Raw genomic sequence first — 20930 nt, 5'->3', positions numbered from 1 at the left:
GACCGGTGGCCGGGCACCGACACGGGGCCGTGGCCCGCCGGGGGTCAGTAGCGGACGTTGATCGAATAGGCGTTGGCGTGGTCGCGGACGTCCAACAGGTACTGCCGCGAGTTGTTGTAGACACCGATCGCACGCTCCCAGCCGCCCGGGGTGGTCATGTCGCCCTGCGCCGACACACACAGGTAGCGCGCGGCCGACAGTGCCGCGTCGTCGATGTTGTCGGGGCTTGCCACCCCGTCGCCGCTGGCGTCGACGCCGTAGCGCTGCCAGGTCTCCGGGATGAACTGGAACGGCCCCATCGCCCTGTCGTAGGTGCGGTCGCCGTCGAGCCTGCCGCCGTCGGTGTCCTTGATCTTCAGGTTGCCCCGGGTGCCGTCGAGGGCGACCCCCCTGATGTGCGGCGAGGTGTCGCCGTTCGCGGCGATGGACGTACCGCGATGGCGTCCGTGTTTGCTCTCGACCGCCGCGATACCGGCCAGTGTGGTCCAGCCGATCCCGCATTCGGGGTGTTGCTGACGCTGAATCTCGGCGGCATTGCCGTAGGCGGTGAGCGCGGTGACCGGGATACCGGTGGACTTCGAGATCGGTTCCGCCCAGTCGGCGAGCAGATCGGCGGTGCGCCCGGGGCCATTGATGTCGATGTAGGGCTGCGGGGTTCCGGCGCCCGGCGGTACGCCGTCGGGAATGTCGGGCCGCGACTGCGGAAAACTCACACACGCCGTTGTTCCGAGCGCCACGGCAAGCACGACGATTCCCACCACTGTTCGATTCCGTGACCATGCCACCCGATTCCGCCGATGGGACCGCACACGCCCTTTCGCGGCCATACCCGACCCTGAATCGGGCATTTCGGAACCACCGCCATTCCACACTGAGGACGCCCTGAGAAACACCCTCGAATTCTCCCGGCTATCGGCTAGCTTCTTCACCCATGAACTCCATCGCCACACTCAACGCCTGACACCAGCGGGCGAGAATACCCGCACGGCGCCACAAGACCTGATCACGTAGCCAACTCCGGGGTCCGTCTTCCGGTTCCCGCCCCTCGCCGACTACCGTATGCATGGTTAGCCTCACCCACATCGAATCCTTCGGGTCGCCAGGGTGATGCGCACAGCAAAGGACCACCATGAACCTGTTCCTCGCGGACGGGCCGTCGATCGGCTCGCAAATGTTCGGCAGCGGACTGATCGGGGTTCGCGAAGGTCTGGAAACGGGCATTGTGGTCATGGTGCTCATCGCATTTCTGATCAAGTCCGGTCGCCGCGACGCATTGAAATGGGTGTGGGCCGGTGTCGCCCTCGCCGTGGCGATGACCTTGGGCACGTTCCTGATCATTCATCTGGGCACCTCCACCATCAGTAACCTGACCGCCGAATTGATTGCCGGACTCGCATCACTGGTGGCGGTGGTGATCGTGACCACCATGATTCTGTGGATGAGCAAGGCCTCGGCGCATATCTCGTCGGACCTGAGGTCAGGAATGGCCGACGCGCTGGTACGCGGCGGCCCCGCCGTGATGGGGCTGGCATTCCTCGCCGTCGGCCGGGAAGGCTTCGAGACCGCGCTGCTGATGGTCGGTTACGCCGAAAGCGTGTCGGGCGGCTGGTGGCCGTTGATCGGCCTGCTGCTCGGCGTGCTGGTCGCGGTCCTGCTGACCGTGCTGTTGTACCGCGGCGCGATCACCCTCGATTTTCACAAGTTCTTCTTCTACACCGGCCTTTTCCTCATCTTCGTCGCCGCCGGCATCCTGTCGTACGGCGTGCGGGCGCTGCAGACCTACGGATGGCTCCCCGGAATCGGTTCCACGGCGTTCGACTTCTCCGAGCACTACGACCAATCATCCTGGTATGGAATGCTTCTCGCGGGTATCTTCAATTTTCGCCCCGACCCCACCGTGCTTCAGGTGATCGCCTGGTCGGTGTACCTGGTGGTGGTGCTGTGGCTGTTCGTCCGGACCAACCGGCGTCCGCGGACGGCCCGAGCCACCACCGGCGCCACCCCCACCGATCCCCCGTCACAAACCCCGGCCACATCCGACGCCGGTATCTGAAAGGAATTTAGGTGATTCAACGCATCGCGACCCCCGCCGCGTTCATCTCGCTCGCGGTGGCCACGCCACTGATCCTTGCCGGATGTACCGACAAAGCCGACGAAGACGCCATCAAGGTCACCTCGACCAAGACCGAATGCGACCTGGGTACCGATGAGGCCGAGACCGGCGACGTCGACTTCAGCGTCACCAACAACGGCAACAAGGTCACCGAGTTCTACGTGTACGGCAACAACAACCGGGTGCTCGGCGAGGTCGAGAACATCGGGCCCGGTGTCACCGGCAACCTGACCGTGGAAATCACCGACCCGGGAACCTACACCGTCGCCTGCAAGCCGGGCATGGTGGGCTCCGGCATCCGCAAGGACCTCAATGTCACCGGCGACAAGAAGGAGAAGTCGCAGGCACCCGCCGATGTCAACGCCGCACGCGAACGGTACCTGGACTATGTGCGCGGCCAGCTCGACGGCCTGGTCTCGCAGACCACCGACTTCGTCGCCAAGGTCAAGAGTGACGACCTCGACGGCGCCCGCGACATGTTCGGCCAGGTACGTACCTTCTACGAACGCATCGAGCCGGTCGCCGAATCGTTCCCCGATCTCGACCCCAAGATCGACATGCGCTGGGACGACACCGAGGGCGGCACGACCGAGTTCACCGGCTTCCACCGCGTCGAGCGCTACCTGTGGCCGCCGCAGGCCTCCGAGATCGGCGACAAGCCGGGGCAGGTCTCGCCCGACGACGCCGCCGATGCCAAGGACAAGGACAACGCCCAGTCGATCGGAGTGATCGCCGACGGCCTCCTCGCCGACGTCACCACGCTCAAGAACGAACTCGACAAGCCCGACTTCAGCTTCGAGACCCGCATGTTCGTGGCGGGCCCGCAGGCCCTGATCGACGAGGTCGCCGCCACCAAGGTCGACGGCGAGGAAGACCGCTACTCGCACACCGATCTGTGGGACTTCGCCGCGAACGTCGACGGTTCCGAAACGCTGATCGCCGAACTGCAGCCCATCATCTCGGGCAAGGACCAGGCGCTCATGGACAAGATCACCGAACAGTTCAACGGGCTGCGCACCACCCTCGACAAGTACCGGGAGGGCGACGGCTACATCACCTACACCAACGTGACCGCCGAGCAGCGTAAAGAACTGTCCAACCAGATCGACGCGCTGTCGGCGACACTGTCCAAGGTGCCCGGACTCGTCCTGAGCTAGGGCAGGCCTCCCCATTCCCTGTGCCGGGCATCGGCCGGAGAATGGGCAGGCACATCCTGGTAGTTGTCGTTTCCCCGTTCGGAGTCCGGCCGTCACCCGGTGACAGTCCGGACTCCGAGCGGGTCGGCTTTCCCGCCCCGGTGCGGCCCTATGCCGGTGAGACCCAGAACGGTGAGCACCGAAGGAGGACAGACCATGACCGACGACCAGTCCGCTCCACCGCAGGCGGACCCCTCCGCCGGCGGGGGCCGGGGTGAGCGAAGCGACGAGGTATTTCCGGGCGGCCGCTCCCCGGTGTCGCGCCGCACCGTGCTGGCGGGCGCGGGCATCGGCGCGGCGGCCGTGGCCGCGACCGGATTCGCCGCCGGCCGCCACACCTCCCGCGACAACGATTCGTCGAGCGACCAGGTCGTCCCGTTCCGCGGAACGCACCAGGCGGGCATCATCACCGCCGCCCAGGACCGGCTTCACTTCGCGAGTTTCGACGTCATCACCGACAAGCGGGACGAACTCATCGGGCTGCTCAAGGAATGGACGACCGCGGCCGAGCGGCTGACGCGCGGCGAGGAAACCGCACCCGACGGCGCCGTGGGCCTGGGCGACTACACTCCCCCCGCCGACACCGGTGAGGCCATCGATCTCACACCCGCGCACCTGACCCTGACCATCGGGTTCGGTCCGAGCCTGTTCGGGCCGACATCGGCGCAGCCGGGCCTGCGCGACCGATTCGGGCTCGCTGGCCGCAAGCCGAAAGGTTTCGACGACCTGCCGCTGTTCGCCGCCGAGAAGATCGAGACCAACCGCTCGTACGGCGATATCTGCGTCCAGGCCTGCGCCGACGACCCGCAGGTGGCCGTGCACGCCATCCGCAACCTCGCCCGCATCGGGATGGGAGTGGTGGCGGTGCGGTGGTCCCAACTCGGTTTCGGCCGCACCGCGTCGACCTCGACAGCCCAGAACACCCCGCGAAACCTGTTCGGATTCAAGGACGGCACCAACAACCTGCACGCCGAGGAACCCGAACTCCTCGACAAGTGGGTCTGGGTCGACACGGCCGATAACCCTGATTCCGCACAGTGGATGACCGGCGGCACGTATCTGGTGGCCCGCCGTATCCGGATGGACATCGAACCGTGGGACCGGGCGAATCTGCTCGAACAGGAACAGATCGTCGGACGACTCAAAGGCAACGGCGCGCCCCTCGGCCAGCACGCCGAATTCGACGAACCGGACTTCGATATCACCTCCTACGGAGTGCCGTTGATCCCCAAGGACTCCCACGTCCGGCTCGCCCACGAAAAGCACATCGGTGTGCGTCTGCTGCGGCGCGGCTACAACTTCACCGACGGCTCCGACGGTTTCGGCCACCTCGACGCCGGCCTGTTCTTCATCGCGTTCAACCGGAACACCGCCAGGCAGTTCGTCCCGATGCAACAGGAACTGTCGCGCAAGGATGCGATGACCGAGTACCTGATCCCCAACGGCTCAGCGACTTTCGCGATCCCACCCGGCCTGGCCGAACGCGAGTACTGGGGCCAGCACCTGTTCGAGGGATAGCCGGCGCACGCGGGTTTCGAGGCTCGCAAGCTCGCACCTCAACCGGCAAAACCCTCGCAGCTCGCACCTCAACCGGCAAAACCCTCGCAAGCTCGCACCTCAACCGGCAGCGTCCCCGCCGGTTGAGGTGCGAGGAGCGTAAGCGACGAGCCTCGAAACCCGGTGACCCGACAACCTCAGCGACCGGCGTCGAGGATGCCGCGTTCGGTCAGCGCCGCCACGATACGGTCGGCGAGATCGTTGATGTCGGCGCCGGTGGTGTCGAAGCGCAGATCTGGGGACTCCGGCTTCTCATACGGGGCGTCGACGCCGGTGAGGCCGCGCAGCGTGCCTTCGCGGGCACGCTTGTAGAGCCCCTTGGGATCGCGGCGTTCACATTCGGCCACCGGCGTCGAAACGTGTACCTCGACGAAGTCGATGCCGGCGGCGTCGTGGAGTTCGCGGGCGATCTCCCGGTCCGAACGCAGCGGCGAGACCAGCGAGGCGATCGCGATGACCCCGGCGTCGGCGAACAGCCGAGCGAGATGGCCTACCCGCCTGATGTTCTCGGCGCGGTCTCCGGGTGAGAAGCCGAGGTCGTCGGAAATGCCGTGGCGGATGTTGTCACCGTCGAGCAGGTACGCGACCCGCCCCTGGGTGACCAGCAGCCGTTCGAGTGCCACCGCCAGGGTGGATTTGCCCGATGCGGGCAGACCGGTCAGCCAGACCGTCGCACCGCGCTGGCCGGTCTTGCGCCAGCGTTCATTGCGCGCAAGCGAGCTGGGATGCCACTTGACGTCGTTGCGGGCGGCCTTGCCCGGCACCACTTCCCGTGCCTCGGAAATGGTTCCGGCGGCGACGGTCTCGTTTGATGCCTCGTCGATGAGAACGAACGCACCGCCGTCCCGGTTCTCCGCGTACCTGTCGGCGAGCACCACCGAGGAGGTGCGAAGGGTGACGGTGCCGATATCGTTGAGTTCCAGCGAACTCGGGCCGACCTGTTCGATGAGACTGTCCGGATCGAGGCGACGGTCGAGCGACTGCACGGTGGCCCGCACCGTGGTCGTACCGTGTTTGAGCGCAACCCGGTCTCCGGCGCGCAGCGGTTTCTCGGCCAGCCAGCACACGGTGGCCTCGAGTTCGCGGGCCACCACCGGAAGGTGCGCGTCGTCGGCGGCGCTGACGATCACATCACCGCGGCCGACGTCGATGTCGTCGGCGAGCTGCACCGACACCGACAGTCCGGCAACACCTGTCGTCCGCGAGTCGTCAAGGGTGTCGACGGCGGTGACGGTGCTGCGGCTACCCGACGGCAGTACGGCGATCTCGTCGCCGACGTTGATGGTGCCGGCCACGATACGGCCGCTGTACACCCGACGGTGAGTGACGCTGGGCCGCGAGGCGTACTGCACGGGCAACCGCAGTTCCTGGGCACGCGGCGATGGTGCCGAAAGTTCGATCTCCTCAAGGAATTCCAACAGCGTCGGGCCACCGTACCAAGGAGTGGAGGCCGATCGGTGCACCACATTGTCACCACTGCGGGCGGCGACCGGGATCGCGGTGATCGTGTCGATGCCCACCTGCAGCGCCAACTCGTCGAGCTCGGCCTTGACCGCGCCGAACCGGTCCTCGGAGAAGTCGACGAGATCGATCTTGTTGACCGCTGCCACGACATGCCGGATACCCACCAGCGACGCTATCCGCGCGTGGCGCCGCGTCTGGCGCTGCAGGCCGTGCTGGGCGTCGACGAGCACCACGGCCACATGGGCGTTGGACGCCCCGGTGAAGGTGTTGCGGGTGTACCGCTCGTGACCGGGCGTGTCGGCGAGGACGTAGCTACGGGTGTCGGTGGAGAAAAACCGGTAGGCAACGTCGATGGTGATGCCCTGTTCACGCTCGGCACGCAACCCGTCCGACAGTGCGGCCAGGTCGAGTTCACCGTCCTCGCCGGTCACCGACTCGATGTGGTCGGTGGGCAGCGACCCGGTGTCGTGCAGTATCCGGCCGATGAGGGTGGATTTGCCGTCGTCGACGCTGCCGACGGTCGCCAGCCGCAGAAACTGCCTGTTGGCCGCGGGGGCGGGCGGGGCGTCCAGATCTGTCACGGTCATCAGAAGTATCCTTCACGTTTGCGGTCTTCCATTGCTGCACTGGAGGTTCGGTCGTCGGCACGGGTTTCGCCACGTTCGGACACTGTTGCCTCCGATACCTCGGCGATGATCTCGGGCAGCGTGGTGGCGGTGGAACGGACCGCGCCGGTGATCGTCAGGTCGCCGACCGTCCGGTACCGCACCCACTCGTTGTTCACGGTCTCTTCCGGCCGCGGATGGGTGAACGGCGAGACGGTCAGCAGGATGCCGTCGCGTTCGAAGACATCGCGCTGTGCGGCGAAGTAGATCGACGGCAGCTCGATGTTCTCCAGTTCGATGTATCGCCAGATGTCGAGTTCGGTCCAGTTCGACAGCGGGAACACCCGAACCGATTCACCGCGCCGGATGCGGCCGTTGTAGATCGACCACGGTTCGGGGCGTTGCGCCCGCGGATCCCACTGGCCGAATTCGTCGCGGAAGCTGAATACGCGTTCCTTGGCGCGGGCTCGGTCCTCATCGCGGCGCGCACCGCCGAAAGCGGCGTCGAACCGGTACTTTTCGAGTGCGTCGAGTAGCGTGCGGGTCTGCAGCCGGTTACGTGAACCCGACGGATCGGTGGTTTCCTCGACCCGGCCGGTGTCGATGGACTCCTGCACCGAGGCCACGATCAGCCGGACACCCTCGGGCCGGGCCGCGGACGGAGTGACCCGCTTGTCGCGGAACGCGATGACCTCGCTGAAATTGTGTCCGGTGTCCACGTGCAGGATGGGGAACGGCAGCGGATGCGGCCGGAAGGCCTTCTCCGCCAGGTGCAGCAGGACGATCGAATCCTTGCCACCGGAGAACAGCAGCACCGGACGTTCGAGTTCGGCCACCACCTCACGGATGATGTGCACCGCCTCGGCTTCCAGAATCCGCAGGGCGGGAACGTGTTCGACGTCGGTTGCGGTGGCCGGGGCGGCTGGTGCCACGGCTGCGGTATCGAGGGTCATAGCGGGTATCCGTTTCGTTCGGCGTCGGCTCGGTAGCGCGTCACCCATTCCTTGGAACGCGCGTTGGACTGAGGTTTGAGTGGGGCCGGCGGGGCCAGCGCGGGGTCCAGTTCGAGTGCCCGCAGCACCTGGGCGGTCGTACCGGTCGGGTCCTTGGTGAGTTGCCCGAACTCGATGTCGATCACCGGGACGCCCTCGGCCACAAACCATTCCCGCCAGCGACGCTCCTGCTCGGCAAGGATCCGGGCCAGGTGGGCGATGCCCTCGGCGTGGTAGACGGCCTTGTCGTCGAGGTGTGAGTTGCCGGCGTCGCGCCACACCCGGGTCTGCACGGCCCGCCACATCGACACCGCCTGACTGGCCAGATTGTCGCGATGCACGTGGATGAACAGCGGGTCGGCGCCCCCGAACAGCCAACGGATCGCGCCCCTCAGCGATCCGTCGCCCACCCGGGAGCGCGCGATCAGCAGCGGCGTCTGATTCCACATCAGTTTTCCGCCCCACACGCCGTTGCCGGTCGACCCTGCGGCCAGGACGTCGGCCCGCCACTGCTCACTGGTCCGGGTGTCGACGGTGCCCGGCACGCTCTCATCGAGCAGCGAGATGATCTCCGGGTCGTCGACCCCCGCGAACCACTCGCGGGGCTGCGGCGCCTGCGACGATGTCGGGTAGTACTGGAAGAACTCCTGCGGGCTGCCGGCCACGCCGGTCGCGGCAAGAGACTCCACCAGCAGCGTGCTGCCGCTGCGCTGGCTCGCGCACACCAGGTACGCATTGTTCGCGTTCACAGCGCCGAAGCCTATTGCGCGAGGACCCGATCGCAACCGGTGGAATTCCGGGACCGCCGAAGCAAATTCTTTACTTCTGGCCTCCGATGTGCCGATGCGATGGTCCGGCCGGCGGAGAAACGATCAGGGCGTGCGCGCCGAATCCATGTCCCGGCGCGCCGACGACACCCGTTCGGTGGTGATCTCACCGGCGAGTTCGCGCCGCGATCCGAGCGGCCTGCGCGACGGCAAAGCCTCCTCACCTGGCTCTTTGTCCGCCGAACGGGCCATCCACGCGCGCATGAACTCGGCGGCGATCTCGGTGCCGACAGCGGTGCCGGGCAGGGTGTCACCGGTTCGCGAACGCCACTGCGCGAGCCGTCCGGCCAGTTCTGCCTCGATGTCGGCGTAGGTAGGGTTGCCGGCCAGGTTGTTTCGCTCATGCGGATCGAAACGCAGGTCATACAGTTCGCGTTGCGCTCGCGGAACAATTGTGGATTGCGGATCCAGCGACCGTGCGGACAGGCTGTCGGCGATATCGAGCGGCAGCAGCAACTGCGGACGCGGTGCGAGGTTCTCGATATAGCTGAAATCCCTGGTTCGGATCGCGCGAATCGGGTCGAAGGCGTCGTGATAGGTCTTCTCGGTGAACACCGCCGTCCGGACGGGTCCGTCGCCGGCCGGGCTCGCCGGCTGAGGTGGCGCGGGGGTGCTGTCCGCCAACAGCTCGCGGGCGTGGGAGAGGCCGTCGAGGTCGGCGGGGATGGGGAGTCCGAGCAGGTCCAGGAGTGTCGGGGTGAGGTCGACACCGGAGAACAGGCCGTCGTACACGCTGCCGCGATGGGCGAGCACGCGGGGCGGCCGAATGATGAACGAGATGCCGGTTCCTTCGGCGTACAGGGTCGATTTGGCCCGCGGGAAGGCCAGCCCGTGGTCGGTGGCGAACACGATCCACGTGTTGTCGGCGAGCCCGGCCCGCTCGATCGCGTCGAGCAGACGACCCACGGCCGCATCGGCTTTGGCGATGGAACCGTGCAGCCCGGCGAGATCTGCGCGAACGTCGGCGGTGTCGGGCAGGAAGTCGGGTACACCGATGGCGTCCGGGTCGGCGGGCGGGTACTCGTCCTCCGGGTACGGCCGATGGGTTTCGAAGAAGCCCGCGGTCAGGAAGAACGGCTGGTCCCCCACGCCGTCGTCGTCGATCCATTCGGTGGCGCGTTCTACGACGTAGTCGCAGCGCGAGTCGGATACGTCGATGGTGCCGAAGCCGAGGCTGCTCGGGTCGGTGCTTTCGTGCTGCATGCCGAACAGCACCGTGCGGTAGCCGTGCTCGGACAGCAGCGACGGCAGCGTCCGCACCCCCGGCCGGTAGGCGAAGCCGTGGTGGGCGAGCCCGACGAGTCCGTTGCGGTGGGGGTACTGCCCGGTGAACAGTGAGCCGCGCGCCGGGGAGCACAGTGGCGCCGTGGCATGTGCGGAGGTCAGCAGTACCCCGTCGGCGGCCAGCTGATCGAGTACCGGACTCTGCACGCCCACCGCTCCGTAGCAGGCCAGGTGCCGCCCCAGGTCGTGCCAGTGGACGAAGATCACGTTCGCGCCGCTGCGTTCGCCAGTCACCCGTGTGTCATCTGCCATATCCACAATCATGCCCGGACCGGCGGCCGCGGACGTACCGGACCGGAGACCGCGGCCTGGAGAAACGCACACCATCCCCCAAGAATCACGATGAGCGAAACATCGGCACACGCTCACACCCGACGTCGGCGCGCGGTAGGCGGTCACCGTCCGAACGGCGGTTCGTGCTCGCGCGTCATCCCAGGTAGCGGCGCCATGCCTGCAGATTGTCGAGCCGGATGTCGTCGGCGGCGGCGCGCGCCTCGGCGGCGCGGACCCCGTCCATGAAGGCCAGGACCCGGGAACGGGCCAGCGCTTCGGCGCTGTCCCCGCCCGGGACGACGGTCACGGTCACGATCGCGGGATCGATGCGGTCGGCCGGGAACCCCGCGGCGTCGAGGCGTTCGAGGATCTTCTGGGTCAACGCGAGGGCGGGCTGACCCAGGGCGATGCCATCGAACACCGAGTCACGCTTCTTCTCGGCCGCCTTGAGTTCTTCCCACTCACGGATCTGGGTGTTGAGGTCGGTGTGGGAGCCCGCGAGGATGCCCCTGGTGCGGCCGGACACCTTGGCGGTGAAGGAGCGGGCGACATCGTCGATGTCGAAGGCATCGCCGGTACGGTCGGCGGCGATGCGGGCGTGAAAGAGCACCTGCAGCAACAGGTCACCGAGTTCTTCGAGCAGATCCTCGGGCTTGCCCGCGTCGATGGCGTCGAGGAGTTCGTAGGTTTCCTCGATCAGGTAGCGACGCAACGACTCGTGGGTCTGCGTGCTCTCCCACGGTCCGTTGCGCCGCAGGGTGTCCATCAGCGCCACCGCATCGAGCAGGGCTTGCCCGGAAACCTTCTCGGCCGTCATGCCGTGAGCGGTTTCATCGTGACGAGGAACGTGGTGAGATAGTCGATGAGCGCCTCGTCCCGCAGCCTGGCCGACCCCACTCCCCCGGTCCGCGGCAACGGCAGCGTGATCACCGATGTCGTCGCCCGGTAGGCAGCCGAGGAGTAGATGCGTTTGAGGCGTACCTGTTCGCTGTCGAGGAGGGTGAGCGGGGAGATCTTCACCGACGTACCCACCACCCCGAGCTCGGCGACGCCGCGTTCGCGGCACCGCAGCCGCACCCGCGCGATCAGCGCCAGACGCTTCGTCTCCTCCGGGGGTTCACCGTAACGGTCGGTGAGTTCGGTGAGAATGGCATCGACCGCGTCGTCGTCGGTGGCAGCGGCCAGTTTGCGATATGCCTCCAACCGCAGCCGGTCCGAATCGACGTACTCGACGGGGATGTGGGCGTCGACCGGCAGATCGATGCGAACCTCGGTGGTCTCCTGAGTCTGCACCGTCCGGCCGTCGGCGGCGGCCCGGTAGGCCTCCACCGCTTCGCCCACCAGGCGCACGTACAGGTCGAATCCGACGCCCGCCACGTGCCCGGACTGTTCGGCACCGAGAACGTTTCCGGCGCCACGTAATTCGAGGTCCTTGAGTGCTACGGCCATACCGGCGCCGAGTTCGTTGTTCTGCGCGATCGTCGCCAGCCGGTCGTAAGCCGTTTCGGTGAGCGGCTTTTCGGGGCTGTACAGCAGATAGGCGTAGCCACGTTCGCGGCTACGGCCCACCCTGCCCCGCAATTGGTGCAGCTGCGACAGTCCCAGATTCTCGGCGCGGTCGACGATGAGGGTGTTGGCGTTGGAGATGTCGAGACCTGTTTCGATGATGGTGGTGCACACCAGCACGTCGAAGTCACGGTTCCAGAATCCGGCGACCGTCTTCTCCAGCTGATCTTCGTTCATCTGCCCGTGTGCCACAACCACTTTGGCCTCGGGCACCATTGCCGCGATCTCCTTGGCGGTCTTGTCGATGGTGGAAACCCGGTTGTGCACGTAGAACACCTGGCCGTCGCGCAGCAGTTCGCGGCGGATGGCGGCGGCCACCTGTTTGGGCGAGTACCCGCCGACGTAGGTGAGCACCGGGTGCCGCTCCTCGGGCGGGGTGAGGATGGTCGACATCTCCCGGATACCGGCCATCGACATCTCCAGGGTCCGCGGAATCGGGGTGGCCGACATGGTGAGAACGTCGACGTGGGTGCGCAACGACTTGATGTGCTCCTTGTGCTCGACACCGAACCGTTGTTCTTCGTCGACGATCACCAGTCCGAGGTCCTTCCACACGATGCCGGTCTGCAGCAGCCGGTGCGTGCCGACGACGATATCGGCTTCGCCGGAGGCCATCTCGTCGATGATCTGTTTGGATTCCTTGGCGTCGGTGAACCGTGACAGACCCTTGACCCGTACCGGAAAGCCGGTCATACGTTCGGTGAAGGTCTGCAGATGCTGTTGCGCCAGAATCGTTGTGGGCACCAGCACCGCGACCTGCTTGCCGTCCTGCACCGCCTTGAACGCCGCCCGCACCGCGATCTCGGTCTTGCCGTAGCCGACATCGCCGACGACCACCCGGTCCATCGGGACCGGACGTTCCATATCGGACTTCACCTCGGCGATCACCGTCATCTGATCGACGGTCTCGGTGAAGTCGAAGGCATCCTCCATCTCCCGCTGCCACGGGGTGTCGGGGCTGAAGGCGAAGCCCGGTGCGGCGTGCCGGGCCGCGTACAGCTGCACCAGCTCACCGGCGATCTCCCGAACCGCCTTGCGGGCCTTGCGTTTGGTGTTCTGCCAATCGGATCCGCCCAGCTTGGACAGGGATGGTTGCTCACCACCGACATACCGGGACAACTGGTCGAGGGCGTCCATCGGCACGAACAACCGGTCGCCGGGCTGACCGCGTTTACCGGCCGCGTATTCGATGACCAGGTATTCGCGGCGCGCCCCCGACACGGTGCGTTCGATCATCTCGACGAACTTGCCGATGCCATGCTGATCGTGCACGACAAGGTCGCCGGAGGTCAGCGCGAGCGGGTCGACCTGGTTGCGGCGCTTGGCCGGAAGCTTGCGACCATCACGTACGCTCGCGACCCGCGTGCCGGTGAGGTCGGCTTCGGTGACGATCACCAGCGCGGCCCCCGGACACACCAGGCCACTGCGCAGCGTGCCGTGGAACACCGAGACCCGGCCGGGTTCCGGGGCCGTGCCGGGGTCGGCGAGACCCGAGGGCACCTCCGCGTCGGCGAGACGTTCGCACACGCGTTGTGCGGTTCCCTTGCCCGCCACCACAACCGCCGCGGCGCCGCCGCCGGTGACGTGGGCCCGCAGCATCGCGAAGGTCTTCTTGATCTCCGGTTCCTCGCCGTGCGGCGCGGGACCGGTGGCCAGTTCGAGTTCCACCTCGTCGCCGGTGCCCGAGGACAGCGGGCTGACCGTCCACCACGGCTTGTCGGCCCGCAACGTCGCCCGGCGCACCGCCTCCAGCGACCGATAGGCGCTCGCCTCCAGATCGATGGCGGTGCCCCGGGTGTCGATCGGGGCGTCGGCGCCGACGGCGGCCGCCTGCCACGACGCCTCCAGGAACTCCGCACCGGTCTCGGCCAGGCCCGCCGCCCGGGTACGCACCTTCTCCGGGTCCAGGATGAGCACCCGCGTGCCGTCGGGCACCACCTGGGTGAGCAGCTGCATCTCGCCGTCGACGAGCGCCGGGATCAGGGCCTCCATACCGGCCACGGGTATGCCCTCGGAGAGTTTGGTGAGCATCTCCACGAGCATCTGATCCTCACCGACCTCCCCGGCGAGTTCGGCCGCACGCACCCGGACCTCGGTACTCAGTACCAGTTCGCGGCACGGATGGATCCGCACGGTGGCGACATCGATCTCGGGCTGGGTGCGCTGGTCGGCCACCGAGAACGCCCGCGTCTCACTGATCTCGTCACCCCAGAACTCGACACGCACCGGATAGTCCGCCGTCGTCGGGAACACGTCGAGAATGCCTCCGCGTACCGCGAATTCACCGCGTCGTCCCACCATGTCGACGCGTTCGTACGCCATCTCGACGAGTTGGGCGAGCAGGCCGTCGAAGTCGGTCTCGGCGCCCTCGGTGAGGGTGATCGACCGGGCCTCGCCGAGACCGGGCGCCATCGGCTGCACCAGCGAACGGACCGTGGTCACCACCACCCGCAGAGGATCGCCTTCGGGGTGGGCGAGCCGGTGCAGTACCGCCAGGCGCTGACCGACCGTGTCCGCGCTGGGCGAGAGTCGCTCGTGCGGCAGCGTCTCCCACGACGGAAACTGCGCAACCGCGCGTGGATCGCCCAACAGCTCGGCCAGCTCGGCGGTCAGATCGTCGGCCTCCCGCCCGTTGGCCGACACCACCAGCAGAGGTGCCGCCTCGTGATCGGCGAGTGCCGCGACGACGAAGGGCCTGGCCGCGTCGGGGGCGGTGATGTCGAGTTCGGGTTGGGCCCGCCGCGCGACGAGTCCGGCGAACGCCTTGTCGCTACATGTGAGGGCGGCCAGTCCATGTAAGGCAGGCGTAGACACCCGTCGAGTTTAGGGCATCGCTACGGGCGTTCGTGCAGCGCCGATCCCAGCACCTCTCCTTCCCGGACTCCCGGCAGGATCGCGTACACGGCCGATCCTATGGGCACTGTCCATTCGTTGAGCGCGTCATGCTCGGCCAGCCTGCGCTGTACCGGCACGAACTGGGCGTCGATGTCCCGCTGGAACGCGGCGAACAGCAGACCGCTGTCGGAGATCGCCGCACCGTTCGGTGGGTCATCGTAGTTGTAGGCCCGCCGCAGAAACCGGTCCCTATCGCCGGTCCTGCGCGCCCGCGCCACATGCGCCGACGCCGGGATCACCGGCAGCCCGTTCTTGATCGCTGTGAAGTCGGGATCGTCTCGCTCACTGGTCCCGGACAGTGGGGCGCCGTCGGACAGACGCCTCCCCACGGTCAACTCCCTGCCTCGCCGGTCCAGTTCGGCCCAGCCGTCCAGATCCATCGCGATGCGGCGCAGCACCAACGACGTACCACCGGCGAACCATGGTTGCGCCGAGCCGTCGTCCCAGATGAGGCTGTCGTGCAGTGAACTGTCCGGCTGGACCGTGCCGTCTACCTGACCCATCAGGTTGCGCATGGTCGCTCCGTCGGCCTGCGCACCGCGTGACTCCCGAAAGCCGCGCTGTACCCAGCGCACCCGGATCCGGGTGCGCACGGCGTTCACCATCACCCGGACCGTATGTGCAACGGTCATCGGATCGTCGGAGCAGATCGCCACCAACAAGTCGGTCTGCCCCCATTTCGGGTCGAGTTTGTCGATACCGAACGCCGGCAACGGACGAAGCCACGTCGGCCGTAGCTTCTCCTTGTCGGCGACAGTGAACACCCGCTCACCAATCCCCACCGTGACGGTCAGGCGGGCAGGCAGTCGGGCCAGTTCTGGCTCCGCGTCCGACAGTGACGGACGGCCCTGGGTCAGTCTGGCCGCATCATCGGTCCAGATGCCGAGGATTCCCCCCAGGACCGACGCGTTCGCGCCGGGCACAAGGTCGACCCCCACATAGGTGACGTGCGCGGGAGGGGTGGTGGTCACCCCGGCCTGGTGGTCACCGTGGAAGTCGACAGTTTCCGAACCGAATGTGCACTCGGTCGGCGCGGGCCGCAGCGCAGCGGCACCACCGGCGGTCACTCCGGCGCCGACGCCGAGGCCGGCGAGACCGGCCGCCCCGGCGAGGAACCGGCGGCGGCCGATCCCGCTACTCACCGGCATGCGACGTTGCCGACGAGGTCTCGTGGTCGGCGTACTTCTCCTGATTGCCGCTGAAGTCGCGCGCCTGGGCCGACGCGTCCAAGGTTGAACCGTCGGCGAACGTCAACGTGATCGTGACCTGGTCGCCGGCCCGGATCGGCCTGGTCAGATCCATCAGCATGATGTGGTTGCCGCCGGGTGTCAGTTCCACCGTCGCACCGGCCGGGATCGTCAGGCCTCCCTGGATTTCCTGCATCGACCGGACCCCGTCGGCCTCGGTGATCTCATGGACCTCCACGCTGCCCGCGGCGTCCGATCGGCCACCGGTCACGGTGACCTGGTTGTCGGAGTTGTTGGTGAGGATGCCGAACTCGGCTGTCATCTCGGTGTCAGCGGCCTTGATCCACTGGTCGGTCAGAGTGACCGATTCCGCCTGCGTGAGCGTCGTCGACGCGTCGTCGTCGGAGCCGCACGCGGTGAGTGCACCTACCGTCAGCACCGCGGCCGCGCCTGCGATCGCACGTGCGAACAATCGAGTACTGATGAATTGTGTTGCCGTCATTGGCTGTTTGCCTTTCATGCCGCGTGTCATCCGGGTGGGATGCGCGCGCAAACCGCCGTAGACCCCGATTATCGGTATCGGTCCACGGGTGTGAGATGGATAAGCAGTCAGGCGAATAGGGGTGGGCCACGTTCGGAGATCCGCGCCGCCCACACCAGGACGGGCAGAACGTGTGGCTGCCGACAGACAGGCGTCCTACCGGGTTCGGGAATCGTGACCGGTTGCACGAGGCCGGCAATCCGGCTGGTGATAGATCGATAGCAACGTTCGGCGCCGACAACCACGAGCGTGGCGGCCACGAGCGCCACGACGTGCGACATCAGCATCGCGGGCGAGGGAACGACATGTGAATGACCCGCACCGGATGAACTGAGCGAGGACACGACATGGCCCAATGTCTGCGCCGTGACCAGGATCGTCAGCGTCGCGGGCCATCTCTGCGACAGCGTTCCACACAGACGGCGCATTTCCGACGTACGGTGCGCGGCCGCCGCGAACAATCCCGCGCCCGAACTGAGCAACGCCACCAGGGCCAGTGGCCCGGTACCGGGCAGTGTCCCCGAGACGAGACCGTGCGCGGCAACCGACAGCGTCGCCGAGACAATCGCCGACGTCACACCATGAAGGCGGGCATCGACGGCGATATACCCGACGGAACCGCAAATCTCCCGTCGCTTCACGCGCGCGGACATAGTTCCCAGAATACGTTTGGGCCAGTAGTTGGCTGCGTCACACCTGAACGGCTACAACTTTGGCATGAGTATTCTGGTGCGCCCCGCCACCGACACCGACTGCCCGCAGATAGCGGCCATCTACCGGCACTACGTGGAGCACACCGTCGCCACCTTTGACACCGTCGCGCCGGCGCTCGGCGCGTGGCAAGAGAAGGTCGCCGCCATCGCCGCCGCGGGCAGGCCGTTTCTCGTGGCCGTCAAGCGCGATGACAATGATCAACGAACTGACAATGATCAACGAACTGACAACGATCAACGAACTGACTGCGATCAGATCGCCGGGTTCGCCTATCTCGGCGCATTCCGCACCATGCCCGCCTACGACCGGACCTCCGAGGACACCATCTACGTGCGCCCCGGACTGGGCGGCACCGGAATCGGTTCGGCGTTGATGACGCGGCTTCTCGCCGATGCCGCCGGTAGCGATGTCCGGCAGATCATCGCGGTGATAGCCGCGACGGGCGGGGCGGCCTCTATCGCGCTGCACCTCAAACACGGATTCACCCACGCCGGACAACTGCGCGCCGTCGGACGCAAAGCCGGCCAGTGGATCGACACCGTCTACCTGCAATACAGTGTCGGCGATCCGGGCCTCGGCTGAGTCCCGTTGATCAGTCGGCGTCGCCGGTATCGTCGTCCACATCGGCTGTGTCGGCAGCACGTTCGGTGGCGGAGTCCACGCTGACCAGCCGTGGATTGGGATTGAGCCGGGCCAGACCATTCCAGCACAGGTTGACCAGGTGCGCGGCCACCACCTCTTTCGATGGTTCACGCACATCGAGCCACCATTGGGCGGTCACCGACACCATTCCGACAAGTGCTTGCGCGTACATCGGGGCCAGAGCGGGATCGAAGTCGCGCCGCTCGAACTCACTTGCGAGAATGTGTTCGACCTGGCTGATCGCGTCGTTGAGCAGACTGGAGAATCCACCGGTGGCGGTGCTGTCGCCGCGCACCAGGATACGGAAGCCGTCGGTGCGTTCTTCCATGTAGGTGAGCAGCGCAAGCGCCACCTGCTGAATGCGCTGGAAAGAGCTCGTTCGCGACAACGACGAGGTGACCATCTCCAGTAGCGTTTCCATCTCGCGGTCGACCACGACCGCGTATAGGCCCTCCTTGCCTCCGAAGTGCTCGTAGACGATGGGTTTGGAGACGTTGGCACGCTGAGCGATCTCCTCGATGGAGGTGCCTTCGAAGCCGCGTTCGGCGAAGAGCCCGCGCGCCACCTCGATCAGTTGGGCGCGGCGTTGTGCGGCCGTCATCCGCGCACGCGGCACCCGCACGGCGGCGTCGGACTTCGTCGGTCGACTCACAGCCATGGGCTCCACACTAGGGTATGTCTCCCACGTCACGGCAAATCACCGCCGGTGAGACCCGGTCAGCTCCCGTCGAGTGGTGAGGTACGACGACATGGCCGTGCCACCCGGCCGATTCCACCTTGTCGTAGTCTCATCTCTCAAGTCGAGAACCCCCTGGGAAGCCGGTGCGAATCCGGCGCGGTCCCGCCACTGTGACGTTCGGGTAGTCCGAACCAGCCAGACACCGGCCTCGACGCCTAGCCACACCACGAGAGATGGGTGCGAAGGGAATGACGACCGATGTTGCGCGCAGCACGACCGACCGGTCGGCACCGCCGCACGCACCGCTGTTCCTGTTCATTCTGGGCGGTCGCCGCTACCGATTCGGGGCGGACGCATGAGTAGCTCACCGATCGCACTGAGCGCGAAGGGAATCGAAGTCCGGATCGATGGCCGCCGGATTCTCGACGATGTCGAACTCGATGTTCCGGCCGGGTCGATCGTCGGGATCGTCGGCCCGAACGGTTCCGGCAAATCGACCCTCATGCGCACCGTGGTCGGCTTGCAGCCGATGCGATCGGGCACCGTGGAGATCGCCGGGCGTCGCGCCGACACCCTGCGCGCACGCGAACGCGCCCGCCTGATCGCCTTCGTCGGGCAGGAAGTCGATCTGCCGCCGGACCTGCTCGTGCACGAATACGTGGCGCTGGGCAGGCTGCCGTATTCGCAGCCGTGGAGCATGGGCCGGGCCGACGACCGCCGTGCGGTGATGCGGGCACTGAACATGGTCGACATGGCGGCGTACCGGGACACACCCGTCGAGCGATTGTCCGGCGGGGAGCGGCGCCGCGTCGCACTGGCCCGGGGACTGGCGCAGCACTGCGGTCTCCTGGTGCTGGACGAACCGACCAATCACCTCGACATCCGGCACCAGATCGGCCTACTGAACCTGCTGCCGACCCTGGGCACCACCATCCTGGTCTCGCTGCATGACCTGGATCTCGCAGCGCACCATTGTGATTCGCTTGTCGTTCTGCACGACGGACGAGTGCGGGCGGCCGGACCCGGCGACCTCGCGCTCAGCACGAGCATCGTCGACGAGGTGTTCGGCGTCCACGCCTGCCGACTCGTCGACCCCTCCACCGGTCGAGCCCACCTCGTGTTCGACTCCCCACCCCCGGAAGAAGGCCGCCGCCCATGAAGCATCGCAACGCTGTCGGCAGGTGTGCTGCTCGCCGCAGTTACGCTGACCACCGTGCCGCCGGTGACAGCATGCAATGCCACCGCACCATCGGGCGTGTTCATGACCGATGACAGCGGCGATGGCACCGGCGACGACCGCGTCGTGATCGTGTTGCGCCCGACCGTGAGCGGGCTGGACCGGCGATCGGCCGACGCACTCGTGGACCGGATCCGGGAATCGAGCGACCGGGATATCGGAGTCGCCTACCTCGATATCGAGACCCCGACGATCCATGAGGAGCTCGACCGGGCGGCCCGCGACGGCCTGGCGTCGATCACCCTGCTTCCCGTGGCGGTTCCGCGCGACAAATACCTGACCACCTGGACTCAGCGCGCCGTCGCCAACTGGCGGGAGACCCGGCCGGACGCGGACGTGCACGTGCGGATCGCCGAGCCGGACATTCTCGACGCACTCGCCGACCACCTCGCATCGGCGATCGGGACCACCCCGCGCAGCGACATCCGGGCGTCACCGGCGTCCTACCGGTCCCCGGCCTGGTCAGTGATCGAGCAGCACGACCGACATGTGCTGGTGTGCAAGGGACCTCGGTGCATGGCCTACGGCGCCGGGCCGCTGCACCGCGAACTCACCGCCCTGTCGAAGGCAGCGCGGGCCGCCGGGCCGGACGCCCCCGGCTCCGGCACCAAGGTGACCGGCACCGGCTGTCTGAGCCCCTGCAACCTCGGCCCTCTCGCCATCGTCAACCCGGAATCGACGTGGTACGGCCACCTCGCCGTCGACGACGCGGCGGCCCTGATCGACGGACCGGGACCTGCCGGGCGGCGGCTGGAACGCTGACCGGCCCGCCCCGATTCAGTACCGGACGACACCGGAACGACTGAAATCCCAGGCCGCCTGGCCCATCGTGAAGAACGGGCCGACAAACGTCACCAGAATCCATGCGACAGTCGGCAGGGCGTCATTCATACCGCCGTCGGCCGTCCGGCCGATCGCTTCCATCAGCGCCCACACACTGCCACCGGAAGTCATTGGCCGAGAACGGAAACCAGGCCAGAGGTCAGGTCACGCCGTCGCCCCGGGATTTATCACTACCTCGATCTACGATCGCGGGATGGGGAAACTCGCCGGCTGTGAGCTCGTGCCCATCGCCAGCGACAGTGCGCGCACCAGCCACGGCTGCGAGGCGCGGATCGAGATCTACCGGTCTGCCATGTCCCGATGCGTTCGGCCTTG

17 protein-coding genes, 1 pseudogene and 1 riboswitch are annotated in these 20930 nt (G+C 66.8%); of the genes and pseudogenes, 6 read left to right on the top strand and 12 right to left on the bottom strand.

What is annotated here, in order from left to right:
- Positions 1 to 44 precede the first annotated feature (44 nt).
- Positions 45 to 827 carry a lytic transglycosylase domain-containing protein gene (locus GII31_RS06355; protein ID WP_213249940.1) on the bottom strand — a complete coding sequence of 261 codons (783 nt, stop codon included), beginning with the start codon at positions 825 to 827 and terminating at the stop codon, positions 45 to 47.
- A 302-nt stretch (positions 828 to 1129) separates the two neighbouring features.
- Here GII31_RS06355 and efeU point away from each other — a divergent pair, with 302 nt between their 5' ends.
- The 3 genes from efeU to efeB all read left to right on the top strand — a co-directional run bounded on the left by efeU (position 1130) and on the right by efeB (position 4827).
- Positions 1130 to 2053 (top strand): iron uptake transporter permease EfeU, encoded by a 924-nt coding sequence (efeU, locus tag GII31_RS06350; protein WP_213247815.1) that lies wholly within the window; start codon positions 1130 to 1132, stop codon positions 2051 to 2053.
- Between the two features lie 11 nt (positions 2054 to 2064).
- Positions 2065 to 3270, top strand: coding sequence for an iron uptake system protein EfeO (gene efeO, locus GII31_RS06345; protein WP_213247814.1), 1206 nt, complete (start codon positions 2065 to 2067; stop codon positions 3268 to 3270).
- A 195-nt stretch (positions 3271 to 3465) separates the two neighbouring features.
- Positions 3466 to 4827 carry an iron uptake transporter deferrochelatase/peroxidase subunit gene (gene efeB / locus GII31_RS06340; RefSeq protein ID WP_260840342.1) on the top strand — a complete coding sequence of 454 codons (1362 nt, stop codon included), beginning with the start codon at positions 3466 to 3468 and terminating at the stop codon, positions 4825 to 4827.
- Between the two features lie 176 nt (positions 4828 to 5003).
- Here efeB and cysC read toward each other — a convergent pair whose 3' ends face one another.
- The 9 genes and pseudogenes from cysC to GII31_RS06295 all read right to left on the bottom strand — a co-directional run bounded on the left by cysC (position 5004) and on the right by GII31_RS06295 (position 17153).
- Complete coding sequence (cysC, locus tag GII31_RS06335) at positions 5004 to 6917, bottom strand: adenylyl-sulfate kinase (RefSeq protein ID WP_213247812.1); 1914 nt, start codon at positions 6915 to 6917, stop codon at positions 5004 to 5006.
- Entirely contained in the window at positions 6917 to 7888 is a 972-nt protein-coding gene (gene cysD, locus GII31_RS06330) for a sulfate adenylyltransferase subunit CysD (RefSeq protein WP_213247811.1), read from the bottom strand. The genes cysC and cysD overlap by 1 nt, the downstream gene beginning before the upstream one ends.
- Positions 7885 to 8676: a trehalose 2-sulfotransferase gene (gene stf0 / locus GII31_RS06325; protein WP_213247809.1), complete on the bottom strand. Its 792-nt coding sequence runs from the start codon at positions 8674 to 8676 to the stop codon at positions 7885 to 7887. The genes cysD and stf0 overlap by 4 nt, the downstream gene beginning before the upstream one ends.
- A 123-nt stretch (positions 8677 to 8799) precedes the next feature.
- A complete protein-coding gene (locus GII31_RS06320) occupies positions 8800 to 10290 on the bottom strand; it encodes a sulfatase family protein (protein WP_213247807.1) in 1491 nt (496 codons plus the stop codon).
- A 175-nt stretch (positions 10291 to 10465) separates the two neighbouring features.
- Positions 10466 to 11122, bottom strand: a pseudogene (locus GII31_RS06315) (MazG nucleotide pyrophosphohydrolase domain-containing protein); the annotation flags it as partial.
- Positions 11123 to 11124: 2 nt separating this feature from the next.
- A complete protein-coding gene (mfd, locus tag GII31_RS06310) occupies positions 11125 to 14691 on the bottom strand; it encodes a transcription-repair coupling factor (protein ID WP_260840341.1) in 3567 nt (1188 codons plus the stop codon).
- A gap of 20 nt (positions 14692 to 14711) precedes the next feature.
- Complete coding sequence (locus GII31_RS06305; RefSeq protein WP_213247801.1) at positions 14712 to 15920, bottom strand: Dyp-type peroxidase; 1209 nt, start codon at positions 15918 to 15920, stop codon at positions 14712 to 14714.
- Positions 15907 to 16461, bottom strand: coding sequence for a copper chaperone PCu(A)C (locus GII31_RS06300; RefSeq protein ID WP_213247799.1), 555 nt, complete (start codon positions 16459 to 16461; stop codon positions 15907 to 15909). Before GII31_RS06300 ends, GII31_RS06305 begins: the two co-directional genes overlap by 14 nt.
- A gap of 107 nt (positions 16462 to 16568) precedes the next feature.
- Positions 16569 to 17153 (bottom strand): hypothetical protein, encoded by a 585-nt coding sequence (locus GII31_RS06295; protein WP_213247792.1) that lies wholly within the window; start codon positions 17151 to 17153, stop codon positions 16569 to 16571.
- A gap of 64 nt (positions 17154 to 17217) precedes the next feature.
- Here GII31_RS06295 and GII31_RS06290 point away from each other — a divergent pair, with 64 nt between their 5' ends.
- Complete coding sequence (locus tag GII31_RS06290) at positions 17218 to 17796, top strand: GNAT family N-acetyltransferase (protein WP_213247790.1); 579 nt, start codon at positions 17218 to 17220, stop codon at positions 17794 to 17796.
- Between the two features lie 10 nt (positions 17797 to 17806).
- Here the strand turns inward: GII31_RS06290 and GII31_RS06285 are convergent, their stop codons facing one another.
- Entirely contained in the window at positions 17807 to 18514 is a 708-nt protein-coding gene (locus tag GII31_RS06285) for a TetR/AcrR family transcriptional regulator (RefSeq protein WP_213247788.1), read from the bottom strand.
- Between the two features lie 108 nt (positions 18515 to 18622).
- Positions 18623 to 18760, top strand: a riboswitch (cobalamin riboswitch).
- Between the two features lie 130 nt (positions 18761 to 18890).
- Here GII31_RS06285 and GII31_RS06280 point away from each other — a divergent pair.
- Entirely contained in the window at positions 18891 to 19694 is an 804-nt protein-coding gene (locus tag GII31_RS06280) for an ABC transporter ATP-binding protein (RefSeq protein WP_213247786.1), read from the top strand.
- Positions 19695 to 19757: 63 nt separating this feature from the next.
- Positions 19758 to 20534 (top strand): (2Fe-2S) ferredoxin domain-containing protein, encoded by a 777-nt coding sequence (locus GII31_RS06275; RefSeq protein WP_260840339.1) that lies wholly within the window; start codon positions 19758 to 19760, stop codon positions 20532 to 20534.
- A 15-nt stretch (positions 20535 to 20549) separates the two neighbouring features.
- Here GII31_RS06275 and GII31_RS06270 read toward each other — a convergent pair whose 3' ends face one another.
- A complete protein-coding gene (locus GII31_RS06270; RefSeq protein WP_213247784.1) occupies positions 20550 to 20726 on the bottom strand; it encodes a hypothetical protein in 177 nt (58 codons plus the stop codon).
- Positions 20727 to 20930: the final 204 nt, after the last annotated feature.

The sequence above is a fragment of the Gordonia pseudamarae genome (genome assembly GCF_025273675.1).
Classification (GTDB): domain Bacteria; phylum Actinomycetota; class Actinomycetes; order Mycobacteriales; family Mycobacteriaceae; genus Gordonia; species Gordonia pseudamarae.
This window is presented reverse-complemented; position numbering and strand designations above follow the sequence as displayed.

What these genes read in the sequence shown, in the direction of transcription:
- GII31_RS06355 (WP_213249940.1), bottom strand. Translation starts at nt 827, where the DNA reads ATGGCCGCGAAAGGGCGTGTGCGGTCCCATCGGCGGAATCGGGTGGCA.
- efeU (WP_213247815.1), top strand. Translation starts at nt 1,130, where the DNA reads ATGAACCTGTTCCTCGCGGACGGGCCGTCGATCGGCTCGCAAATGTTC.
- efeB (WP_260840342.1), top strand. Translation starts at nt 3,466, where the DNA reads ATGACCGACGACCAGTCCGCTCCACCGCAGGCGGACCCCTCCGCCGGC.
- cysC (WP_213247812.1), bottom strand. Translation starts at nt 6,917, where the DNA reads ATGACCGTGACAGATCTGGACGCCCCGCCCGCCCCCGCGGCCAACAGG.
- cysD (WP_213247811.1), bottom strand. Translation starts at nt 7,888, where the DNA reads ATGACCCTCGATACCGCAGCCGTGGCACCAGCCGCCCCGGCCACCGCA.
- GII31_RS06320 (WP_213247807.1), bottom strand. Translation starts at nt 10,290, where the DNA reads ATGGCAGATGACACACGGGTGACTGGCGAACGCAGCGGCGCGAACGTG.
- GII31_RS06305 (WP_213247801.1), bottom strand. Translation starts at nt 15,920, where the DNA reads ATGCCGGTGAGTAGCGGGATCGGCCGCCGCCGGTTCCTCGCCGGGGCG.
- GII31_RS06300 (WP_213247799.1), bottom strand. Translation starts at nt 16,461, where the DNA reads ATGACGGCAACACAATTCATCAGTACTCGATTGTTCGCACGTGCGATC.
- GII31_RS06295 (WP_213247792.1), bottom strand. Translation starts at nt 17,153, where the DNA reads ATGTCCGCGCGCGTGAAGCGACGGGAGATTTGCGGTTCCGTCGGGTAT.
- GII31_RS06290 (WP_213247790.1), top strand. Translation starts at nt 17,218, where the DNA reads ATGAGTATTCTGGTGCGCCCCGCCACCGACACCGACTGCCCGCAGATA.
- GII31_RS06285 (WP_213247788.1), bottom strand. Translation starts at nt 18,514, where the DNA reads ATGGCTGTGAGTCGACCGACGAAGTCCGACGCCGCCGTGCGGGTGCCG.
- GII31_RS06280 (WP_213247786.1), top strand. Translation starts at nt 18,891, where the DNA reads ATGAGTAGCTCACCGATCGCACTGAGCGCGAAGGGAATCGAAGTCCGG.
- GII31_RS06270 (WP_213247784.1), bottom strand. Translation starts at nt 20,726, where the DNA reads ATGACTTCCGGTGGCAGTGTGTGGGCGCTGATGGAAGCGATCGGCCGG.